The 21432-nt window shown below is 57.9% G+C and carries 16 protein-coding genes; 10 read left to right on the forward strand and 6 right to left on the reverse strand.

Annotation, left to right across the window (positions count from 1 at the left end):
• Positions 1-7: 7 nt before the first annotated feature.
• The 3 genes from BO74_RS08340 to lptM are packed head-to-tail and all read right to left on the reverse strand — an operon-like array spanning position 8 to position 2528.
• Positions 8-1123, reverse strand: coding sequence for an efflux RND transporter periplasmic adaptor subunit (locus BO74_RS08340; protein WP_496441466.1), 1116 nt, complete (start codon positions 1121-1123; stop codon positions 8-10).
• On the reverse strand, positions 1120-2367 hold the full coding sequence (lysA, locus tag BO74_RS08345) for a diaminopimelate decarboxylase (protein WP_496441468.1): 1248 nt from the start codon (positions 2365-2367) through the stop codon (positions 1120-1122). The genes BO74_RS08340 and lysA overlap by 4 nt, the downstream gene beginning before the upstream one ends.
• A complete protein-coding gene (gene lptM, locus BO74_RS08350) occupies positions 2364-2528 on the reverse strand; it encodes an LPS translocon maturation chaperone LptM (RefSeq protein WP_496441469.1) in 165 nt (54 codons plus the stop codon). Before lptM ends, lysA begins: the two co-directional genes overlap by 4 nt.
• Before the next feature lie 37 nt (positions 2529-2565).
• Here lptM and cyaY point away from each other — a divergent pair, with 37 nt between their 5' ends.
• The gene (gene cyaY, locus BO74_RS08355) at positions 2566-2883 is read left to right on the forward strand and encodes an iron donor protein CyaY (protein WP_496441471.1); all 318 of its coding nucleotides are present in this window, start codon (positions 2566-2568) and stop codon (positions 2881-2883) included.
• A 13-nt stretch (positions 2884-2896) separates the two neighbouring features.
• Here the strand turns inward: cyaY and BO74_RS08360 are convergent, their stop codons facing one another.
• Positions 2897-5188, reverse strand: coding sequence for a penicillin-binding protein 1A (locus BO74_RS08360; protein ID WP_496441473.1), 2292 nt, complete (start codon positions 5186-5188; stop codon positions 2897-2899).
• Between the two features lie 225 nt (positions 5189-5413).
• On the opposite strand from BO74_RS08360, the gene BO74_RS08365 reads away from it, so the two are divergent.
• The 8 genes from BO74_RS08365 to BO74_RS08400 all read left to right on the forward strand — a co-directional run bounded on the left by BO74_RS08365 (position 5414) and on the right by BO74_RS08400 (position 13160).
• Entirely contained in the window at positions 5414-6493 is a 1080-nt protein-coding gene (locus tag BO74_RS08365; protein ID WP_496441475.1) for a pilus assembly protein PilM, read from the forward strand.
• A complete protein-coding gene (locus BO74_RS08370; RefSeq protein ID WP_496441477.1) occupies positions 6490-7056 on the forward strand; it encodes a PilN domain-containing protein in 567 nt (188 codons plus the stop codon). The genes BO74_RS08365 and BO74_RS08370 overlap by 4 nt, the downstream gene beginning before the upstream one ends.
• Positions 7053-7718: a type IV pilus inner membrane component PilO gene (locus BO74_RS08375; protein ID WP_496441479.1), complete on the forward strand. Its 666-nt coding sequence runs from the start codon at positions 7053-7055 to the stop codon at positions 7716-7718. The genes BO74_RS08370 and BO74_RS08375 overlap by 4 nt, the downstream gene beginning before the upstream one ends.
• Entirely contained in the window at positions 7715-8236 is a 522-nt protein-coding gene (locus tag BO74_RS08380) for a pilus assembly protein PilP (protein WP_496441480.1), read from the forward strand. The genes BO74_RS08375 and BO74_RS08380 overlap by 4 nt, the downstream gene beginning before the upstream one ends.
• Complete coding sequence (locus BO74_RS08385) at positions 8233-10350, forward strand: type IV pilus secretin PilQ (protein ID WP_496441482.1); 2118 nt, start codon at positions 8233-8235, stop codon at positions 10348-10350. Before BO74_RS08380 ends, BO74_RS08385 begins: the two co-directional genes overlap by 4 nt.
• Before the next feature lie 95 nt (positions 10351-10445).
• A complete protein-coding gene (locus BO74_RS08390; RefSeq protein WP_496441484.1) occupies positions 10446-10976 on the forward strand; it encodes a shikimate kinase in 531 nt (176 codons plus the stop codon).
• On the forward strand, positions 10964-12052 hold the full coding sequence (gene aroB, locus BO74_RS08395; RefSeq protein ID WP_496441485.1) for a 3-dehydroquinate synthase: 1089 nt from the start codon (positions 10964-10966) through the stop codon (positions 12050-12052). Before BO74_RS08390 ends, aroB begins: the two co-directional genes overlap by 13 nt.
• Positions 12045-13160 (forward strand): deoxyguanosinetriphosphate triphosphohydrolase, encoded by a 1116-nt coding sequence (locus BO74_RS08400; protein ID WP_496441487.1) that lies wholly within the window; start codon positions 12045-12047, stop codon positions 13158-13160. The genes aroB and BO74_RS08400 overlap by 8 nt, the downstream gene beginning before the upstream one ends.
• Before the next feature lie 60 nt (positions 13161-13220).
• On the opposite strand, the gene pntB is transcribed toward BO74_RS08400, so the two are convergent.
• Together pntB and BO74_RS08410 are read right to left on the reverse strand one after the other, a co-directional pair.
• Positions 13221-14642, reverse strand: a complete 1422-nt coding sequence (gene pntB, locus BO74_RS08405; RefSeq protein ID WP_496441488.1) for a Re/Si-specific NAD(P)(+) transhydrogenase subunit beta — start codon at positions 14640-14642, stop codon at positions 13221-13223.
• Positions 14643-14654: 12 nt separating this feature from the next.
• Positions 14655-16250 carry a Re/Si-specific NAD(P)(+) transhydrogenase subunit alpha gene (locus BO74_RS08410; RefSeq protein WP_496441489.1) on the reverse strand — a complete coding sequence of 532 codons (1596 nt, stop codon included), beginning with the start codon at positions 16248-16250 and terminating at the stop codon, positions 14655-14657.
• 504 nt (positions 16251-16754) lie between these two features.
• Between BO74_RS08410 and gltB the strand changes: the two genes are divergently transcribed.
• Positions 16755-21431, forward strand: a complete 4677-nt coding sequence (gene gltB, locus BO74_RS08415; RefSeq protein WP_496441490.1) for a glutamate synthase large subunit — start codon at positions 16755-16757, stop codon at positions 21429-21431.
• Position 21432: the final 1 nt, after the last annotated feature.

Consider the following 21432-nt stretch of genomic DNA (forward strand, 5'->3'; position numbering starts at 1 on the left):
GTTTGCCCTAATTTTTTGCTGCTTTGGCGCCGGACGCTTCGTCCTTGATCTTCACCCTGGCACCCGGCACCAGGCGCAAATGCCCGTCGGTGATTACCGTCTCCCCGGCTTTGACCTCGCCCCCGATGGCGGTAAGCCCCGACGCCGATGCCAGAACCTCGATACGCCGCATTTCGACGCTGCCATCCTCTTTCAACGCATAGAGGAAATTGCCGTCGGCGCCTTGCTGCACCGCATTGTCCGGGACACAGACCGCATTCCTCAGTGTATCGAGGACCAGCGCGACGTTGAGGAACTGCCCGGGCAGCAGCTTTTCCTCACGGTTGGACAGTTCGGCCTTCAGCTGGATCGTTCCGGTACTCGTGTCGACGGTATTGTCGATGAAACGCACAGCTCCTTCATGATGCTCCGACGCGTCTCCCGGCTCGGTAATGTGAACCTTTAGCGTGCCGCCCTGTTTGCCCGCCCGAAGTCGTGGCAAGTACTTTTCCGGAACAGAGAAATTGACGAGTAGTGGCTGGACGCGATTGACGACGGCGAGCGTGACGTCGTTGGCCTTGACGGCGGAACCGGGAAAGACCAGTCGGGCGCCGACGATGCCGGAGATCGGTGCGCGGATGGTGGCGTAGGAAAGTTGCAGCCGTGCGACTTCGGCGGCTGCCTTGCTGGCGCGCAGCGTGGCCGCTGCCGCCGCTTCGTTGGTAAGGACGTCGTTTACCTTCTCGTCGGAGACGAAATTGCGCTCTTTCAGCGCCGTATAGCGTGCCGTATCTGCGCGCATCTTGGCGATCAGGGCTTCGTCCCGGGCGGCGGTAGCCTGTGCCTGCTGCAGTCGTGCGGAGAAATCGGTGGGGTCGAGGCGAATCAGGACATCCCCCCGGCTGACATGCTGTCCCTCGGTAAACAGAACGTCGGCAACCTGGCCGTCGACTCGCGACTTGATCGAAACGCTCTCGAAAGCTTCGGCACGGCCGACCACCAGCAGGGTGGCAGGGATGTCTCGCGTGATGGCTTTGGCCGCAGTAACCGGAACGGGTGGAGCCTCGGCCTTTTTGCTGCTATTTGTCTCCGAGCAGGCGGCAAGAGCCAGAGCCGCCGCGAACAGCAGCGCCGGGCGCTTCACGGCAAAAGGCTTTCCAGTGCCAGCAACTCCTCGACCGTTTCGCGTCGGCGGATCAGGTGGAACTGATCGCCGTCGACCATGACTTCGGCAGCGCGTGGGCGAGTGTTGTAGTTCGAGCTCATCGCCATGCCGTAGGCGCCGGCCGACATGATCGCCAGCAGGTCGCCCGATTCGATGGCCAGCGGACGAGCGTGGCCGAGGAAGTCCCCGGATTCGCAGATCGGGCCGACGATTTCCCAGCTTTGCGTGCCTGTATCGCGCGGTACGACCGGCACGATATCGTGCCAGGCGTCGTACAGTGCCGGGCGGGCTAGATCGTTCATCGCCGCATCGACAATGGCAAAATTCTTTACCTCGCCAGGCTTGAGGAACTCGACTCTGGCGAGCAATGCGCCGGCGTTGCCGACGAGGCGGCGTCCGGGTTCAAGAATGACTTTTAGCGAACGCTCCTTGAGCTTCTGCAGCAGCGGCTGCAGGTAACTCTTGACCGTCGGCGCCTCCTCATCCTGATAGCGGATGCCGAGTCCGCCGCCGAGGTCGATGTGGTGCAAGGTGATACCGTTGGCGGCAAGTTGGTCGATCAGAGACAGTAGCTTGTCGAGCGCCTCGGCGAACGGTGAGGGGTCGAGCAGTTGCGAGCCGATGTGGCAGTCGATGCCGGTGATCACGATGTTCGGCAGGGCCGCGGCGCGCTGGTAGATGGCCAGCGCCTCCTCGTAGGCGACACCGAACTTGTTTTCCTTGAGGCCTGTCGAAATGTACGGATGCGTTTTGGCGTCGACGTTCGGATTGACGCGCAGGCTGATGGGGGCCTTGATGCCGAGCGAACCGGCAACGTCGTTCAGTCGTTCCAGTTCGGGCGCCGATTCAACGTTGAAGCAGAGAATGCCGGTCTTGAGGGCGAAGGCCATTTCTTCGGCCGACTTGCCGACGCCGGAGAAAACGATCTTTTTCGGATCGGCGCCGGCCGCCAGCGCGCGTTTCAACTCGCCGGCGGAAACGATGTCAAAGCCGGCACCGCGACGGGCAAATACGTTGAGGACGGCGAGGTTCGAGTTGGCCTTGACGGCATAACAGACGAGCGCGTCCACGCCGCCTAGTTCGTTCTGGAATTCGTCGAGCGAGGCTTCGAGCGCAGCGCGCGAATAGACGTAGCAGGGAGTCCCGAAGCGCTCGGCGATATCGCCAAGGGGGACCGACTCGGCGTGGAGATGCCCCTTGTCGAGGTGAAAGAATGCAGTCATGGTGTCGTTTTTTTTGCCGTGTCTGTTTCGACCGTTGTTGGCGTGCTCGGCGCCGTCGTCGGGGCTTTTTGTTGAGGGGGCAGATAAAGCGATCCACGCGTCCCGCAGCCGTTCAAAAGGGTTGCGGACAGAAGCAGTAGGAGCGTAATGTATCTGCGCATAGTGTCAGGAAATCAAAGGGAAAAATGGTAGCACAGTATGGACGATAGCGAATTCATCAGCCTTGCCGACAGCGTGCTTGAACGGATCGAGCAAGCGATCGAAACGAGTGGTGCGGACGTCGATTGTTCGATGAACGGCGACGGGGTGCTTGAGGTCGAGTGTGTCGATGGCAGCAAGATCATCATCAACCGCCATCTTGCGGCGCAGGAAGTTTGGGTGGCCGCGCGCTCCGGCGGATTCCATTACCGCTGGAGCGACGAGGGGTGGCGTGACACGAGGAGCGGGGAGGAGTTGCTGGCCTCGCTCTCGGAGTTGATTTCCGCGCAGAGCGGAGAAGCTGTCACGCTGCGTTGAACTGCCTTGCCGTTCAGTCGACAGGTTTCGCGTCAGGATCCAGGGGCGGCTCCGGTTCGACCACCGGAGGAACGTTCTCGGCGTAGAACAGTTCTCTCGCCGGTCCCTTGGGCGTCTCAACTTCGATCGCCACCAGCCCCTCGGGTTGGGGCAAGAAAGATTGAGGGACATCCTTGAGAACCTTGTCCATGTACCCAATCCAGGCCGGCAGCGCCGCAGATCCACCGGTTTCCCCCTTGCCCATGCTCTTGGGTTGGTCGAAACCGATCCAGGAGCAGCCGACCACGGTTCGCTGGTAACCGCAGAACCAGGCGTCGACGTGTTCGTTGGTCGTTCCGGTCTTCCCCGCGAGGTCACGACGTTTCAGCGTCCTCGAGGCTCGGGCTGCTGTCCCGTAGATGGTGACGTCGCGCAGCATGCTATCCATCAGGTAAGCGTTACGGGCGTCGATTGCCCTTAATGACTCTTCCCCCGCTGATACGGGTTGAGCCTCCGCTATGACTTGATCCTTGTCGTCACGGATCTGGCTGACGATGTAGGGCTGGATTCTGAAACCGCCATTGGCAAATATCGAGTATGCGGCAACCATCTGCCACGGGGTCACCGATCCCGCACCCAGCGCCATCGTCAGGTATGCGGGATGTTTTTCCGCCTCGAAGCCAAAGCGCGTCACGTAGTCCTGAATGAAATGTACACCGCTTGCCTCCAGCAAACGTATCGATACCATGTTTTTCGATTTGGTCAGCGCGGTACGTATGCGCATCGGCCCTTCGTACTTCCCGTCGTAGTTCTTCGGCTCCCATGTCTGGCTTCCCGTGACCGACGCAGGAATGCTGATCGGCTCGTCATTCACGATCGATGCAGGAGAGAAGCCCTTCTCCAGAGCTCCGGAGTAGATGAACGGCTTGAAACTCGACCCGGGCTGTCTCCATGCCTGGGTGGCATGATTGAATTTGTTGCGGCCAAAATCGAAGCCGCCGACGAGAGCCTTGACGGCGCCGGTTTGAGGGTCGGTCGACAGGAATGCCGACTCGACTTCCGGCATTTGAGCAATGCGCCAGTTGTTCTTGTCGTCCGTCTGTACGCGGATGACCGCCCCGCGGCGAATGCGCTTGTTGGGGGGGGATTTGTCGTCGATCATGCGGGCGGCGAACTTCAGCCCGCTGTCGCTGATGGTAATGATTTCACCGCCGCGCCGATATGCGCGGACCTGTTTCTGGTTTGCCTCCATGACGATCGCCGGATGCAGGTCGTCGTTGTCATCGTAGTCTTGAAGCAGAACGTCGAGTGCTTCGTCCTGCTCTGACTTGATATCGGACAAGTCCACGTACGCTTCCGCACCACGGTAGCCGTGACGCCGGTCGTAATCGAATACGTTGTGGCGAATGCTGCGGTAGGCCGCTTCCTGGTCATTCTTGAGAATGGTGGTGTGGATCTTCAGTCCGCGCGAATAGACGTCAGCAGGGAAGCTCTCCGCCGCGATCTGGCGGGCCATTTCCGCTACGTATTCGGCGTGAACTGCATAGTCGTTCGTTTCTCGCTTCACCACCAGTGGTTGTTTCAAGGCCGATTCATGCTGCTCCGCAGTGATGAAGCCGAGTTCGCGCATGCGGCGCAGAACATATTGCTGGCGGAGTCCGGCACGTTTCGGATTGACCACCGGGTTGAATGCTGACGGTGCCTTGGGCAGTCCCGCGAGCATTGCAGCCTCCGCAATGCTGATCTCCTTCAGTTGCTTGCCGAAATAGATCTGTGCAGCAGCGCCAAATCCGTAAGCCCGTTGTCCCAAATAGATCTGGTTCAGATACAACTCGAAAATCTGGTTTTTTGTCAGATTGTGTTCAATCTTGAAGGCCAGAAGGGCTTCATAAAGCTTGCGCGTGTAGGTCTTTTCCGAAGAAAGGAAAAAATTCTTGGCGACCTGTTGCGTGATCGTTGATGCTCCCTGGCGCCGTCCTCCGCCCAGGAAATTGCTGATGGCGGCACGTGTGATTCCGAGTGCGTCGATTCCGCCATGCTGGTAAAAACGTTCGTCCTCGGCAGCAAGAACGGCCTGCTTCAATACATCCGGCACATCGGAAAAATGAACAAGCTCGCGCCGCTCCTCCCCGAATTCGCCTATCAAGTAGTTGTCGGCCGTATAAACCCGAAGCGGGATCTTCGGACGATAATCAGTCAGGACATCCAGCGAGGGCAGGTTCGGATAGGTCAGGACGAGCACCATGGCCACCATGGTGGCGAGAATCAGGAAGACCCCCGAAACGAATAGCAGCGGATAGAGAATCCAACGAGAGGCGTGTGTCAATGGCTTGTCCACAAAATGGCTGGCCCGAGATTATAAACACGAGCGACTCGTTCTGACTCGTTCGCTGAGCCCTTGTTTTTTCCGCTGTTTCTCGAAGAATTTCGCTGAAAAGAATGACGAAAAAATAGCTTTACTTGCTTTATGCTTGTTGTTAGGATCTAAAGTAGATTATCTATAAACACGCTAACTATTAGGTATTCAAGAGTTTTTTTGAGGGGTGGCGATTTGCAATTCGATCTTTCGATCCTTAATCCCAAGTCTCGCTCCCTGATCGGGCTCGATATCAGTTCGTCGTCTGTCAAGATGGTTGAACTGGCAAGTGACGGAAAAGGGGGGTGTCGGGTCGATCGCTACGCGATCGAGATTCTTCCGCGCGATGTCGTCGCTGATGGCAATATTGTCAATCTTGAGGCGGCAGCTGAAACCGTGCGGAGAGCATGGAGAAAGCTGGCAACGTCTACCCGGCTCGTCGCGTTGGCGCTCCCTGCCTCGCATGTGATTACGAAAAAAATAATAGTGGCAGCGGGACAGCGTGAAGAGGAATTGGAGCTTCTGGTCGAGTCTGAGGCGAACCAGTACATACCTTTTGCGCTGGATGAGGTAAATCTCGATTTCCAGGTATTGGGGCCGGCGCCTTCATCTCCTGAAGAAATTGAGGTTCTCATTGCTGCTTCTCGCAAGGAAAAAGTTGAGGATCGTGTAGCAGTGGCCGAATCCGCCGGACTCAAACCCGCCGTCGTGGACGTAGAGTCGTACGCTGTCTTGTCAGCCTTGGAATTGGTTGAGAAGCAACTGCCTCAAGGAGGGAAGGGGCAAATTGTTGCGTTGGTTGATGTCGGTGCCAATGTCATGAGCCTCACGGTTCTGCGGGATGGACAGCAACTTTATGCGCGGGAGCAGGCGTTCGGCGGTAACCAGCTTACTCAGGATATCGCTCGCTTGTACGGAATGACCTTCGAGGAGGCTGAAACCGAGAAGCGCAGAAATGGTCTGCCGGATAGTTATGAAGCCGAACTTCTGCAGCCTTTTGTAGAAAATATGGCGCTGGAAGTTTCGCGTGCCTTGCAGTTCTTCTTTACGTCAACCCAGTTCAACAATGTCGATCATATCGTTCTTGCAGGGGGGGGCGCGGTTCTGCCGGGGGCCGATGAGGTGATTGCGTCTCGGACACAAATTAATACTGTTGTGGCTAACCCGTTTGCCGACATGGTTCTGTCCGACCGGGTTCGCGCGAAGAGTTTGCTGATTGACGCGTCATCCTTGATGGTCGCATGTGGCCTTGCTCTGCGGAGGTTTGACGAATGATACGTATCAACCTTCTCCCTCACCGGGAAGAGAAGCGAAAGGCCAAACGCCAGCAGTTTTATGGCTTGTTGGGCTTGATTTCCATTTTGGCGGCCCTTGTCGTTTTCCTCGTCTATTCAATAATTGACGGATATGTCTCCACCCAAGAGGCGCGGAATGATTTCCTGAAAAAGGAAATCGCCGTGCTCGACAAGCAGATTGATCAAATAAAGAGGCTCAAGGAGCAGACGCAAGCACTTCTCGCGCGCAAACAGATCATCGAGTCATTGCAGAGAGACCGTGCCGAGGCCGTTAATTTGCTGAGCGAAATGGTGAGGCAGATGCCGGAAGGGGTGTATATCCGATCGCTCAAGCAAGACGGGACCAAGCTCGCTTTGATTGGCTATGCGCAGTCGAATGCGAGGGTTTCGACTCTGATGAGGAATATTGAGGCTTCCCAGTGGCTTGAGCGGCCTCAACTCGTCGAAATCAAGGCGGTTACTGTTGATAAGCGTCGGCTTAACGAATTCAGTATGAACGCTGCCGTCAAGCGGGTGGCGCCTAAGGAGCCTGGCAAGAAATGAAGCCGCCTTCTTCATCAAACTTGAGCATCCAGTCTATTCTGGATGATTTTCGCAACCTGAACCCGAAAGATGTCGGTGCCTGGCCGCTCGCGCCCCGCATTGCCGTACTTGTCGGTCTCTTCCTGCTCGTATTGTTCATTGGCTGGTGGGTGTGGTGGAGCGAGCAACTATCGACGCTCGAATCAAGGCAGCAAGAAGAGTTGAAGCTCAGAGACGAGTTCGTTGCAAAGAAGTCTCAAGCGGTTAATCTCGACTTGTATGTGCAGCAACTCAATGAGATCGATCGCTCGTTCGGGGCTTTGCTGAAACAGTTGCCGAGCAAGGCAGAAGTCGAGTCCTTGTTGGTCGAGATAAATCAATCGGGCATGGGGCGTGGTTTGCAGTTCGAGTTGTTCAAGCCAAGGGCGGAAGTCGTCAAGGATTTTTACGCCGAACTGCCAATTGATGTCAGGCTGACCGGGAATTACCATGATTTCGGTGCTTTCGCCGACGATATCGGCAAACTGTCCCGAATAGTTACGCTGAACAACATCGCGATTACACCAAACAAAGATGGTTCGCTGGTAATGAATGCTGTTACCAAGACCTTCCGTTATCTTGACGAGGAAGAAATTGCTGCCAAGAAAAAGGCGGCAGCAGCTGCCAAGGGTAAAAAGAAATGAAACCACTTCTTGTGATCTTGGCGTGCATCGGACTCGCGTCATGTTCAGGCGACGGTGATCAGGACGGATTGCGGCAGTGGATGAACGATGCGACAAAGAATGTAAAGGGGAAAATTCCGCCGCTTCCTCAGGTAAGGCCATATGAACCGGTTGCTTACGACGCTGGAAACCTTGTCGATCCATTCAAGCCGTCGAAGATTTTGCCGGAAAGGAGCAACAAAGGTGGTGGGAACAAGCCTGATTTTGATCGCCCGAAAGAGCCGCTAGAGGCCTATCCGCTTGAATCCCTGAAGTACGTTGGTGTAATGACAAAGAGAAAAACCTCCTTTGCCATAATTCAAGTCGACGGGGCGTTGTATCAGGTTAGAACAGGGAATTACCTAGGCCAAAATTTCGGGGTGATTACCAAAGTGTCTGAATCAGAGGTCGTTCTCAAGGAACTCGTGCAGGATCCTGCGGGCGATTGGGTGGAAAGAGTGAGTTCCCTGATGTTGCAGGGATTGGAGGGAGCGAAGTGAGAAAAACGACCGTTGGCTTTCTGATGGGCATCGTGGCTTGCGCCATGTTGCCTTGGACCTCGATATCTGCCGAGGAAATTCGTCAAAATTCTATTGAGGCAATGAAAGTAGTCCAGCAAGGGGGAATTCTGAACCTTAAGCTGACCTTTAAAGCGCCTTTGCTTGCCCCTCCTTCTGCGTTTAGCGTGGCCAATCCGGCCAGGCTGGCTCTTGACTTTGCGAATACCACCAACGGGCTTGGAAAGAACAGCCAGGCGTTCAACGAAGGCGACCTGAAAAGCGCGAATATTGTCCAGACGGACGATCGTACCCGTGTCGTGCTCAATCTCATAAGAGCGATGACCTACGAAACAACGATCGAAGGTAATACGTTGCTTCTGGCATTGACTCCGACTGTTGGCAAAGCGTGGCAAGAAGGCGGTGTCGACAAGCCCGTCGAGCATTTTTCGAAGGGGGGGGCAGGTCTGTCGGCAGCGAATAGCATTAGAGACATCGCTTTCCGCCGGGGGCGGGATGGCGAGGCGCGGATTGCAGTTGATATGAGCGACTCAACCTCGGGCATAGACATTCGTCAGCAAGGGCAATCACTGATTGTCGACTTTCTCAACGTCGCTGTTCCAGAGGCTTTGCGCAAGAAGCTCGATGTGACCGATTTCGCAACGCCGGTTGTGTCCGTGGCTACTGTTCAGCAAGGAACCAGCGTCAGGATGACGATCGTGCCGAAAGGGCTGTGGGAGCATAACGCCTATCAGACCGACAACCAGTTCGTGATTGAAGTTAAACCGGTAATAGAAAATCCGAACAAATTGGTGCAAGGAACCCGGGGCGGATATCAGGGAGAAAAGCTGTCCCTCAATTTCCAGAATGTCGAAGTGCGTCGATTGCTACAGGTGATCGGTGAGTTTACTGGCATGAACATCGTTGTCAGCGATTCGGTTGGGGGCAACATCACGCTGATACTGAAAGATGTGCCGTGGGATCAGGCGCTGGACATCATCCTGCAGCAAAAGGGCCTGGACATGCGCAAGAACGGGAATGTGATCCTGATTGCGCCGCGCGAGGAGATTGCCACCAAAGAAAAACTGGAATACGAATCCAAAGTGCAAATCGGTGATCTGGAGCCGTTGCGCACTGAGAGCTTCCAAATGAATTACATCAAAGGGGCTGATGTCAAGAAGCTGTTGACCGATTCCAAGCAGACGTTGTTGTCGAAACGTGGAAGCGCCCTACTGGACGATCGTTCGAACATCTTGTTCGTGCAGGATACTCCCAGTCGCCTCGAGGATGTTCGCGCAATGATCGCAAAAATAGACGTTCCGGTCCGGCAGGTAATGATTGAGGCCAGGATTGTAGAAGCGGGCGACAGTTTTTCGAAGAATTTGGGGGTTAGGTTGGGAACGGGGGCCGTAACGTCAGCGTCCACTACAGATTCCGTGACCGGGGCGATTTCGACAACATATACAAAAGAGACAGATCTTGGGTGGATAAATTCCGGCTCAAGGACGGGGGGCTTGGGCTCGGTGAACTTGCCGGCGTCTCCCTCTGTCGGTTCGGCTGCGACCTATGCTTTTACCCTGTTCAACTCGAGCATGACAAAGTATCTCGATATTGAGATTTCTGCCCTCGAATCCGACGGAAAGGGAAAGGTGATTTCGAGTCCTCGCGTTATGACGGCGAATCAGGTAGAGGCTCTGATAGAGCAAGGGGTTGAAATTCCTTATCAGCAAGCCACGAGTTCTGGTGCGACTAGCGTATCGTTTAGAAAGGCGAATTTGTCGCTGAAGGTGAAGCCGCAAATAACGCCTGACGGTAAAGTGACAATGACGCTCGACATTAATAAGGACACGCCAAATACTTCTTTGTCGACTGGTTCTGGGGTCGCGATTGACACCAAGCATGTCAAGACGGAGGTGCTCGTCGAGAATGGAGGCACGGTGGTTATCGGTGGCATTTATACCCAAAAGAAAACCGATACAACCTACCGAGTGCCATTCTTTGGTGACCTGCCGTACATAGGATGGCTGTTCAAGAACAGAGAGTGGATCGATGATAAAACCGAGTTGCTGGTCTTCATCACGCCCAAAATCGTCAACGAAGGTTTGGCGATGAGATGACTCCGCAGTGCGAAAAGAAACCGGCGCAAGCCGGTTTTTTTTCGCACATGCGTTTGTGCCGAAACAATTATCGAGGCGTACGGTAGAATATTGCCGTGGAAAAAAGCTCCGAAAACATATACCTAGTCGGTCTGATGGGCGCCGGTAAAACGACGATCGGCCGATCATTGGCCAAGCGCCTGGCGCGAAACTTTGTCGATACCGACAAGGAGATGGAGTCGCGTACCGGCGTCAGTATCCCAACAATTTTCGAGATTGAAGGGGAGGATGGATTCAGAAAGCGTGAGTCTCAGCTGATTGAAGAGTATGCGCAGACTTCAGGCTTCGTGGTCGCCACCGGGGGCGGGAGTGTCTTGCGCCCCGAGAATCGGGAGAACATGAGGCGCAGCGGCTTGGTGATTTATTTGAATGTGCCTCCGCAGACCTTGTGGGAGCGAACGCGGAACGACCGGAACCGTCCTTTGCTGCTGGTGGCAGATCCATTGTTGAAGCTCAACCAGTTGTTTTCGGCGCGAGACCCGTTGTATCGCGAGGTCGCGGAATTGGTCGTGGATGGCAGTCGTATGAGTGCCCAGGGTGTGCTTCAGCATTTGTTGCGGGAAGTGGAAAACAGATGGAAAAGCTGACAGTTTCACTTGGGGCGCGTTCCTATCCGATTTTCGTAGGATCGGGAGTTTCGAAAGATGCGGCGCTGATATCCCCTTTCCTGTCTCAACCGAAGGTCGCTGTCATTTCCAATGGCGTTGTTGCTCCACTCTATCTTGATCGGTTCAACGAGACTCTGCGTGGAGCAGGAATTGACGTGCTGGACATCATTCTTCCTGATGGCGAGAATTTCAAAAATTGGCAGACGCTGAACGGGATTTTTGATGCGTTGGTAGAGAATTCGTGTGAGAGGTCGACAACGCTAATTGCGCTCGGAGGCGGAGTCGTCGGAGACATGACCGGCTTTGCAGCCGCCTGCTACCAACGTGGCGCGCCTTTTATCCAGGTGCCGACAACGCTACTCGCTCAGGTCGACTCGTCTGTCGGCGGGAAAACGGCAATCAATCATCCACACGGCAAGAACATGATAGGGGCGTTTTATCAGCCCAGGCTTGTGCTTGCGGACACTGATTATCTTTCGTCATTGCCACCGCGTGAATTGAGCGCGGGTCTGGCCGAAGTCATAAAGTACGGTTTGATTCGTGATTTGCCTTTCCTGGCATGGATCGAGGCCCATCTGGAGGGCTTGATGGCCAAGGATCAGAGCCTTCTCCAATATGCCATTCTCCGATCATGCGAGAACAAGGCAGAGATAGTTGGCGCCGATGAGAAGGAGCAAGGCGTCAGGGCCTTTCTTAACCTCGGTCATACCTTTGGACATGCGATCGAAACAGGTGTCGGGTATGGGGAATGGTTGCATGGGGAGGCTGTCGCTGCTGGAACCGTCATGGCCGCGGAGTTGTCGAGAAGGCTCGGGTGGGTCGATCGCTCCGATGTCGAGCGAGTAAAGGACTTGTTCAAGCGGGCCGGTTTGCCAACTCGCGGTCCCGATTTGGGGAGCGCACGGTATCTCGAGTTGATGCAGCACGACAAAAAGGTTGTGAATGCCAAGCTTCGATTGGTGTTGCTCAAGAAAATCGGCGAGGCCGTTCTCTGTGATGACGTCCCGCTGACCGATGTTTCAGAAGCGATAGAGGCGTGCGTCGGCTTTGAATGAATTGGCGCCCTATGCCGTCGGCACCGCGAACTCGCGCGGGCGCCGTTACCTTGAACCGGCGCCTAACTATCGCGCGGAATTCCAGCGGGATCGCGATCGGATCGTTCACTCCACGGCATTCCGCCGGCTTGAATACAAGACGCAGGTCTTCGTAAATCATGAGGGGGATCTTTTCCGCACGCGCTTGACGCACAGCCTGGAGGTGGCCCAAATAGCGCGAGGAATTGCGCGAGCGTTAAGCCTGAACGAGGATCTTGTCGAGGCGATCTCGCTTGCGCACGATCTTGGGCACACTCCCTTTGGCCACGCCGGTCAGGACGCGCTCAACGAGTGCATGCGGGATTTCGGTGGATTCGAACATAATCTGCAGAGTTTGCGTATTGTCGACCAACTTGAGGAGCGATACGCCGCATTCCCGGGGTTGAATCTCGGTTTCGAAACACGGGAAGGCATCGTCAAACATTGCTCCCTTGACGTGGCCCGGACGCTCGGCGAGCTCGGCGAGCGGTTTTTAAACCGTTCCCAGCCGTCACTTGAAGCGCAAATCTGTAATCTTGCCGACGAAATAGCCTATAACAATCACGATATTGACGACGGCTTGCGTTCAGGATTGCTGTCCATCGACCAACTGATGGAGGTCACGCTCTTCCGCGAGCATCTACAACTGGTGCAGGCGGCATATCGGGAACTGTATGGACGGCGATTGATTCATGAAACGGTCCGGCGAATGATCAACGCGCTGGTTTGTGACCTGATTGAAACGACTCGATGCAATATTGCCCGGGCAAAGCCGCAGACCCTCGCGGAAGTTCGGCAAGCCGGGAAGCTGGTTGGCTTTTCCAGCGCCATGCGAGAGGCGCAACTCGAAATGAAGCGATTTCTGCGGGAAAATCTCTATCAGCATTTTCAGGTTCTCCGCATGACCAGGAAAGCGCACAGGATTGTGGCCGATCTGTTTTCCACCTTCCTGAGCGATCCGCGTCTTTTACCGGAAGAATATCGGGATCGTGACGGCCAGCCAAGGCGCGTTGCTGATTACGTCGCGGGGATGACCGACCGCTACGCGATGAAAGAACATCGGCGTCTGTTTGCTGTCGGCGAAATCTGAATGTAGAAACGCCCGCGATTGCGGGCGTTTCAGTAATCATTCGTGATTCCGGGCTAAGCGCTATTCCCCGCCCTTGAGCGCGACAAAGACTTCCTCCAGCATCTTCTTCGCATCGCCGAAGAGCATCCGGTTGTTGTCCTTGTAGAAGAGCGGATTGTCCACCCCGGCGTAGCCCGACGCCATGCTGCGCTTCATCACGATCGACGTCTTGGCCTTCCACACCTCGAGCACCGGCATGCCGGCGATCGGGCTGGCCGGATCTTCCTGCGCGGCCGGGTTGACGATGTCGTTGGCACCGATCACCATGGCCACGTCGGTTTCCGGGAAGTCCTCGTTCAGTTCGTCCATCTCGAAAACGACGTCGTACGGCACCTTGGCCTCGGCGAGCAGCACGTTCATGTGCCCGGGCATGCGGCCGGCGACCGGGTGGATGCCGAAGCGCACGTTGACGCCCTTCTCGCGCAGGTACTCGGTGATCTCGTACACGGTGTGCTGGGCTTGTGCGACGGCCATGCCGTAGCCCGGAACGATGATCACGTTCTTCGCTTCGCGGAGCAGTTCGGCGGTTTCCGTGGCCGACACCGCCACCACTTCGCCGCCGGGTTGCACCGCGCCGCTGCTGGCCGGTGCCGGTTTGCCTCCGTCGGAACCGAAGCCGCCGGCAATGACGCTCAGGAAGTTGCGGTTCATCGCGTTGCACATGATGTACGACAGGATCGCACCCGAGGATCCGACCAGTGCCCCGGTGACGATCAGCAGGTCGTTTGACAGCATGAAGCCGGTTGCCGCAGCGGCCCAGCCCGAGTAGCTGTTGAGCATCGAGACGACGACCGGCATGTCGGCACCGCCGATGGCCATGACCATATGTACGCCGAAGAGCAGCGAGATGAGGGTCATCACGATCAGCGGGGTCATGCCCTGGGCGATCGACGTGGCGTGCAGGAACTCGCGGCCGAAGTAGATCACGATCAGCAAACCGGCCAGGTTCAGCAAGTGGCGGCCGGGGAGCAGCACCGGTTTGCCGCCGATCTTGCCGGAGAGCTTGCCGAAGGCGACGACGGATCCGGAGAAGGTCACCGCGCCGATCAGGATGCCGACGTAGATTTCGATCTCGTGGATCGCCTTTTCGGTACCGGTAAAGGCGATCGAGGTGTCGATGTAGCTGGCGAAGCCGACGAGGCAGGCAGCGAGACCGACCATGCTGTGCATCAGGGCGACGAGTTCGGGCATCTGCGTCATCTTGACGACGCGGGCCGCGTACAGACCGACGGCACCGCCGACGACCATCGCGCCGACGATCCAGGGGAGCCCCCCGGCGATGACGCGCGGACCGAAGACCGTGGCGATCACGGCGATGGTCATGCCGATGATGCCGTACAGGTTGCCCCGCCGGGCGGTTTCCTGGTTGGACAGGCCGCCCAGGCAGAGAATGAACAGGATGGTTGCCCCGAGATAGGAGACAGTGGCCAAACTAGCAGACATTATGGGTTCTCCTTACTTGCGGAACATTTCCAGCATGCGCCGGGTGACGGCGAAGCCGCCGAACATGTTGATGGTGGCGAGGACGATTGCGCCTAGAGCCAGCCAGCGGATTACGTCGTCCGGCCGACCGCTGCCGCCGAGCGGTGGGGCGATCTGCACCAGCGCGCCGATGGCGATGATGCTGCTCACCGCGTTTGTCACGCTCATCAGCGGCGTATGCAGAGCGGGCTTGACGTTCCAGACAACCATGTAGCCAACGAAGCAGGCCAGCACGAAAACGGTGAAGTGCCCGAGGAAGGCGGCGGGCGCGAAGGCGCCAACCAGCCAGAAGAGGATCGCGCCGATACCGAAGAAGATGGCGGCCTTGCCGGCCGGCATGGCTTCACCGCTGCCACCGTGGCCGTGCCCCGAGGCCTTTTTGATGACCGCGGGGGCTTCGGCGGCTGGTTTGGCGGCGGGAGGTGGCGCGGGTAACTTGATCGGCGGCGCCGGCCAGGTAATTTCGCCGTCCTTGATCACGGTCAGGCCGCGGAGGGCGTCATCTTCCATGTTGACGTTGATCTGGCCGTCCTTGGTCTTGCACAGTTCTTCGGTCAGACGCAGCAGGTTGTTGGCGTATGCCGTCGAAGCCTGCTTGGAGAGGCGACTGGGAAGATCCGTATAGCCAATGATGGTGACGCCGTGCTTGACGACGGCCTTTCCGGGCTCGGTAAGTTCGCAGTTGCCGCCTTGTTCGCCGGCCATGTCGACGATGACGCTGCCCGGCTTCATGCTCTGCACCATCTCGGCGGTGATCAGCTTGGGCGCGGGCTTGCCCGGAATCAGCGCGGTGGTGATGATGATGTCGACTTCACGGGCCTGTTTGGCGTACATCTCCCGCTGGGCCTGCTGGAAACCTTCGCTCATGACTTTTGCGTAGCCACCGCCCCCGGCTCCGTCTTCTTCATAATCGACCTTGACGAATTCGCCGCCGAGCGACTTGACCTGATCGGCGACTTCGGCGCGGGTATCGTTGGCGCGAACGATGGCGCCCAGATTGGCGGCCGTGCCGATGGCGGCCAGGCCGGCGACGCCGGCTCCGGCGATGAAGACCTTTGCTGGCGGCACTTTGCCGGCGGCGGTCATCTGGCCGTTGAAGAAACGGCCGAAGGCGTTGGCTGCTTCGATGACGGCGCGGTAACCGCTGATGCCGTTCATGGAGGTCAGTGCATCCATCTTCTGCGCGCGGGAGAGCAGGCGCGGCAGACAGTCGATGGCCAGGATCGTGGCCTTCTTCGCCGCCAGCTTCTGCATCAGGTCGGGATGCTGGGCGGGCCAGATGAAGGAGGTCAGGGTGCCGCCTTCGCGCAGCAGGCTGACTTCCTCGTCGTTCGGGGCGCGCACCTTGAAGACGATATCCGCGCTTGCCCACAGCGTGGCGGCGTCGGCCACCACCTCGGCGCCAGCGGCGCGGTAGGTGTCATCGCTGAAGTTGGCGTGGTTGCCCGCACCGGATTCGATCGCGACCTTGAATCCCAGCTTGATCAGTTTTTCGACCACCTCGGGGACCGTCGCAACACGTTTCTCCCCGGGGAATACCTCACGTGGAACTCCGATACACAGTGACATTCAGTTCTCCATGACTCGATTCAAAATGACAAAAGCCGCCAACTACGCAGCCTCAAGGGCGAATCGCGCGCCTATATTGAATAGACAACAAGGCGCAAGCTGGCCAGTCAGTGTCGGCTTTGCAGTCTTCTGGGCTGGTGGCACGCATCGACGCCGATCTGTTCCGGCCAATACGATGATTATGGTAATTAATTGCTGTTCATCGAATTAAGCTTTAATTTAACATGCCTTCGTTACCGGAAAAAGCCGCGCAGGGGGGCGTGGGCGATTCCGCTCGTCTTTTTTTCGGCGGAGCGTTGTATTTTCGTCCATTTTTCGGGGTTTGTGACAATTTGGAAGGTGTTTGTGCGCGCTGAGAATTTTGTTTGATCGGACTGGTTTTCGCGCTATACTCGCCGACCGTCCGTAGATTCCCGAGCAGAAAGCTGGCCTGTGCCGGCTTTTTTGACGTCTAGGGGGTCCTGCTTCTGAAAGATTTCATTGTTTTTTGAGGATTTGAGAGTGATGGATTCGGCTGTACCTGAGCGGCAAGGGCTATATGACCCGGCCAATGAGCACGACGCCTGCGGCGTCGGTTTCGTAGCACATATCAAGGGCCAGAAAAGCCATTCGATAATCCAGCAGGGGCTGTTGATCCTGAAAAACCTGGATCACCGGGGCGCGGTTGGTGCTGATCCTCTGATGGGGGATGGCGCCGGGATCCTGATCCAGCTACCGGACCAGTTTCTGCGCGAGGAAATGGCCAGGCAGGGCGTGACCTTGCCGCGTGCGGGTGATTACGGCGTCGGCATGGTGTTCCTGCCGAAGGAGTCGGCTTCCCGGCTTGCATGTCAGGAGGCTATCGAGCGGGCCGTGCGTGCCGAAGGGCAGGTGGTCCTCGGCTGGCGTGATGTTCCGGTCGATCGCAGCATGCCGATGTCGCCGGCCGTGCGGGCGCTCGAACCGGTGATCCGCCAGATTTTCATCGGCCGTGGCTCGGACGTGATGGTGACCGATGCGCTCGAGCGCAAGCTGTATATCATCCGCCGCCTCGCCGCCAATGCCATTCGTGAACTCGGGCTTGAGCACAGCAAGGAGTTCTATCAGCCGTCGATGTCGGCGCGAACCATCGTCTATAAGGGCCTGCTGCTGGCCGACCAGGTTGGCGAGTACTATCAGGATCTCAAGGATCCGCGTTGCGTGTCGGCGCTGGCGCTGGTGCACCAGCGTTTCTCGACCAATACCTTCCCGACCTGGCCGCTGGCGCATCCGTTCCGCATGATCGCGCACAACGGCGAGATCAATACGCTGCGCGGCAACTACAACTGGATGCGCGCCCGCGAGAAGGGGACGTCGTCGCCGCTGCTCGGGGCCGATCTGGACAAGATCTGGCCGTTGATGTATCCGGGACAGTCGGATACCGCTTCGTTCGACAATGCGCTCGAACTCCTGGTGATGGGCGGTTACTCGCTCGCTCACGCCATGATGATGCTGATTCCGGAAGCGTGGGAAGCCCATACGCTGATGGACGAGAAGCGTCGTGCCTTCTACGAATACCATGCGGCGATGATGGAGCCGTGGGATGGTCCGGCGGCCGTGGCATTCAGCGATGGTCGTCAGATCGGTGCGACGCTCGACCGCAACGGCTTGCGTCCCGCGCGCTATCTCGTGACCGACGACGATCTGGTGGTCATGTCGTCGGAATCCGGTGTGTTGCCGATTGCGGACGAGAAGATCGTCAAGAAGTGGCGCTTGCAGCCGGGCAAGATGTTCCTGATCGACATGGATCAGGGGCGCATCATCGATGACGTCGAACTGAAAGAGACGCTGTCGCGCCAGAAGCCCTATCAGGACTGGGTGTCGCGCATCAATATCAAGCTCGATGGCCTGGACGCGCCGGCAGATGCTACGGCTCCCGAGTGTGACGCTAGTCTGCTCGATCGCCAGCAGGCTTTTGGCTACACACAGGAAGACATCAAGTTCATCCTCGAGCCGATGTCGCGGACTGGCGAAGAAGCTGTCGGCTCGATGGGCAACGACTCGCCGCTGGCTGTCCTGTCGAGCAAGAACAAGCCGCTGTATAACTATTTCCGGCAATTGTTCGCCCAGGTGACCAACCCGCCGATCGACCCGATTCGCGAGCAGTTGGTGATGTCGCTGGTGTCGTTCATCGGTCCGAAGCCGAACCTGCTGGGCATCAACGAAATCAATCCGCCGTACCGTCTGGAAATTTCGCAGCCGGTGCTGACCTATGCCGATATGGCCAAGTTGCGCAATATCTCGGCCTATACCGATGACAAGGTGCATTCGGCGGAGCTCGATATCTGTTATCCGCTGGCCTGGGGCAAGGAAGGCGTCGAAGCCCGACTCGCCTCGCTGTGCGCAGAGGCGCAGGATGCGGTGCAGCGGGGATGCGGGCTGTTGATCGTGTCCGATCGCAAACTGGGCAAGGATAACGTCGCGATTCCGGCACTGCTGGCAACGTCCGCAGTGCATCAGCACCTCGTTACGCAAGGGTTGCGGACGCGTGTCGGCCTCGTCGTCGAAACCGGTTCGGCGCGTGAAACCCATCACTTCGCCGTGCTCGCCGGCTTTGGTGCCGAGGCGGTGCATCCGTATCTGGCGCTCGAGACGATCGAGAAAATGGCCGGCGCGGACAAGAAGGATCGCGAGAAGGCCGTCAAGCATTTCGTGAAGGGTATCGGCAAGGGCCTGCTCAAGGTCATGTCGAAGATGGGCATCTCGACCTACATGTCCTATACCGGTGCGCAGATTTTCGAAGCCATCGGCTTGCAGAAGAAGATGGTGGACAAGTACTTCACCGGCACCTCGACGCAGGTCGAGGGCATCGGCGTGTTCGAGGTGATGGAAGAGGCCATTCGTCTGCACAAGCAGGCCTTCGGCGGCGACCAGGTCATGGCGGAAATGCTCGACGTCGGTGGCGACTACGCCTTCCGCGTGCGCGGCGACGAGCACATGTGGACGCCGGATGCCATCGCCAAGCTGCAGCATTCGACGCGTTCCGGAAAATTCGAGAACTACAAGGAATACGCGCGCATCATCAACGACCAGACGCTGCGGCACATGACGCTGCGTGGCTTGTTCGAGATCAAGCCGGCAGGGGCGCCGGTCCCGCTCGACGAAGTCGAGTCGGCCAAGGATATCGTCAAGCGTTTCGCCACCGGCGCAATGTCGCTGGGGTCCATTTCGACCGAGGCGCATACCACGCTGGCCATCGCCATGAACCGCCTCGGCGGACGTTCGAACACCGGCGAAGGCGGCGAGGATCCGGCGCGCTTCAAGCCGGTCAAGGCCGGGCAGATGGTTTCCGACATTGTCGGCAAGGGACGTATCGAGCGTGACTACCAGCTGAAGAAGGGTGACAGTCTCCGCTCGTCGATCAAGCAGGTTGCGTCGGGGCGTTTCGGCGTGACCGGCGAGTATCTGGTCAATGCGGACCAGATCCAGATCAAGATGGCCCAGGGTGCCAAGCCGGGTGAAGGCGGTCAGTTGCCGGGGCACAAGGTCTCCGAATACATCGGTTTCCTGCGTCACTCGGTGCCGGGCGTCGGGCTGATTTCGCCACCGCCGCACCACGACATCTACTCGATCGAGGACCTGGCGCAACTGATCCATGATCTGAAGAACGCCAACTCCAACGCCTCGATCAGCGTCAAACTGGTGTCCGAAGTGGGCGTCGGTACCGTTGCGGCGGGCGTTACCAAGGCCAAGGCCGATCATCTGGTGATCGCCGGACACGACGGCGGCACGGGCGCCAGCCCGTTGTCGTCGATCAAGCACGCCGGTTCGCCGTGGGAACTCGGCTTGGCCGAGACGCAGCAGACGCTGGTGCTGAACCGTCTGCGCGGCCGCGTGCGCGTGCAGGTTGACGGCCAGCTCAAGACCGGGCGTGATGTGCTGATCGGCGCCCTGCTCGGCGCCGACGAGTTCGGTTTCGCCACGGCGCCGCTCGTCGTCAGCGGTTGCATCATGATGCGCAAGTGCCACCTGAATACTTGCCCGGTCGGCGTGGCGACCCAGGATCCCGAGTTGCGTCGGCGCTTCACCGGCCAGCCGGAGCATGTCGTCAACTTCTTCTTCTTCATTGCCGAGGAAGTGCGCGAACTGATGGCGCAGATGGGTATCCGTAAGTTCGATGAGCTGATCGGCCGCGCGGACCTCCTCGACATGCGCAAGGGCGTCGAGCACTGGAAAGCCTGTGGGCTGGATTACAGCCGGATTTTCCGGACGCCTGTCAGGAAACCGGAAGAGCCCGTGCGTCACACTGAAACGCAGGATCACGGCTTGTCGAAAGCGCTCGACAACCAGCTGATCGAATTGGCCAAGCCCGCGCTGGAAAAAGGCAAGGCGGTACGCATCGAGTTGCCGATCCGCAACGTCAATCGTACGGTCGGGGCAATGCTGTCCAGCCGGGTTGTCGAGAAGTACGGCCATGCCGGCTTGCCGGACGACGCCATCCATGTCTCGCTGAACGGGACTGCCGGTCAGAGTTTCGGTGCCTTCCTTGCGCACGGCGTGACGCTGGATCTCGTTGGCGAGGGCAATGACTACGTCGGCAAGGGGTTGTCGGGCGGGCGCATCGTCGTTCGGCCGAACCCGGCGTTCCCGGGCGAGTCGAGCAAAAACATCATCGTCGGCAATACGGTGCTTTACGGTGCCATCGAAGGTGAGGCGTATTTCTCCGGTGTTGCCGGTGAGCGTTTTGCAGTCCGCAATTCGGGCGCAACGGTGGTCATCGAAGGTGTCGGCGATCACGGCTGCGAATACATGACCGGCGGAACGGTCGTGGTGCTGGGGATGACCGGGCGCAACTTCGCCGCGGGCATGTCCGGCGGCGTCGCCTATGTGCTTGACGAGGAAGGTACGTTCGAGTCGCGTTGCAACATGGCGCAAGTCGCCCTGGAGCCGGTCGAGGAAGAAATCGTCGCCCGCAAGGGCAGCGAGGCGGGAGATGACCTGGAAGCGCACGGCAAGGTCGATGTGCGTCACCTTGGCATGGCCGATGAGGTGCTGCTGAAGGGGCTGGTGGAGAAGCACGCGAAGTACACCGGCAGCCTGCAGGCCCGCCGCATTCTGGAGGACTGGCCGGCGTATCGCGCCCGCTTCGTCAAGGTCATGCCGCATGAGTATCGTCGCGCACTCACCGAGATGGCTGCGCAAAAGCAAGTGGAGGTCGCTTAAC

This window comes from Propionivibrio pelophilus DSM 12018 (assembly GCF_059569095.1).

Bases quoted from the DNA above. Each gene is read 5' to 3' on its own strand.
- cyaY (WP_496441471.1), top strand. From the start codon at position 2,566: ATGGACGATAGCGAATTCATCAGCCTTGCCGACAGCGTGCTTGAACGG.
- BO74_RS08380 (WP_496441480.1), top strand. From the start codon at position 7,715: ATGAAACCACTTCTTGTGATCTTGGCGTGCATCGGACTCGCGTCATGT.
- BO74_RS08370 (WP_496441477.1), top strand. From the start codon at position 6,490: ATGATACGTATCAACCTTCTCCCTCACCGGGAAGAGAAGCGAAAGGCC.
- aroB (WP_496441485.1), top strand. From the start codon at position 10,964: ATGGAAAAGCTGACAGTTTCACTTGGGGCGCGTTCCTATCCGATTTTC.
- BO74_RS08375 (WP_496441479.1), top strand. From the start codon at position 7,053: ATGAAGCCGCCTTCTTCATCAAACTTGAGCATCCAGTCTATTCTGGAT.
- pntB (WP_496441488.1), bottom strand. From the start codon at position 14,642: ATGTCTGCTAGTTTGGCCACTGTCTCCTATCTCGGGGCAACCATCCTG.
- lptM (WP_496441469.1), bottom strand. From the start codon at position 2,528: ATGCGCAGATACATTACGCTCCTACTGCTTCTGTCCGCAACCCTTTTG.
- lysA (WP_496441468.1), bottom strand. From the start codon at position 2,367: ATGACTGCATTCTTTCACCTCGACAAGGGGCATCTCCACGCCGAGTCG.
- gltB (WP_496441490.1), top strand. From the start codon at position 16,755: ATGGATTCGGCTGTACCTGAGCGGCAAGGGCTATATGACCCGGCCAAT.
- BO74_RS08410 (WP_496441489.1), bottom strand. From the start codon at position 16,250: ATGTCACTGTGTATCGGAGTTCCACGTGAGGTATTCCCCGGGGAGAAA.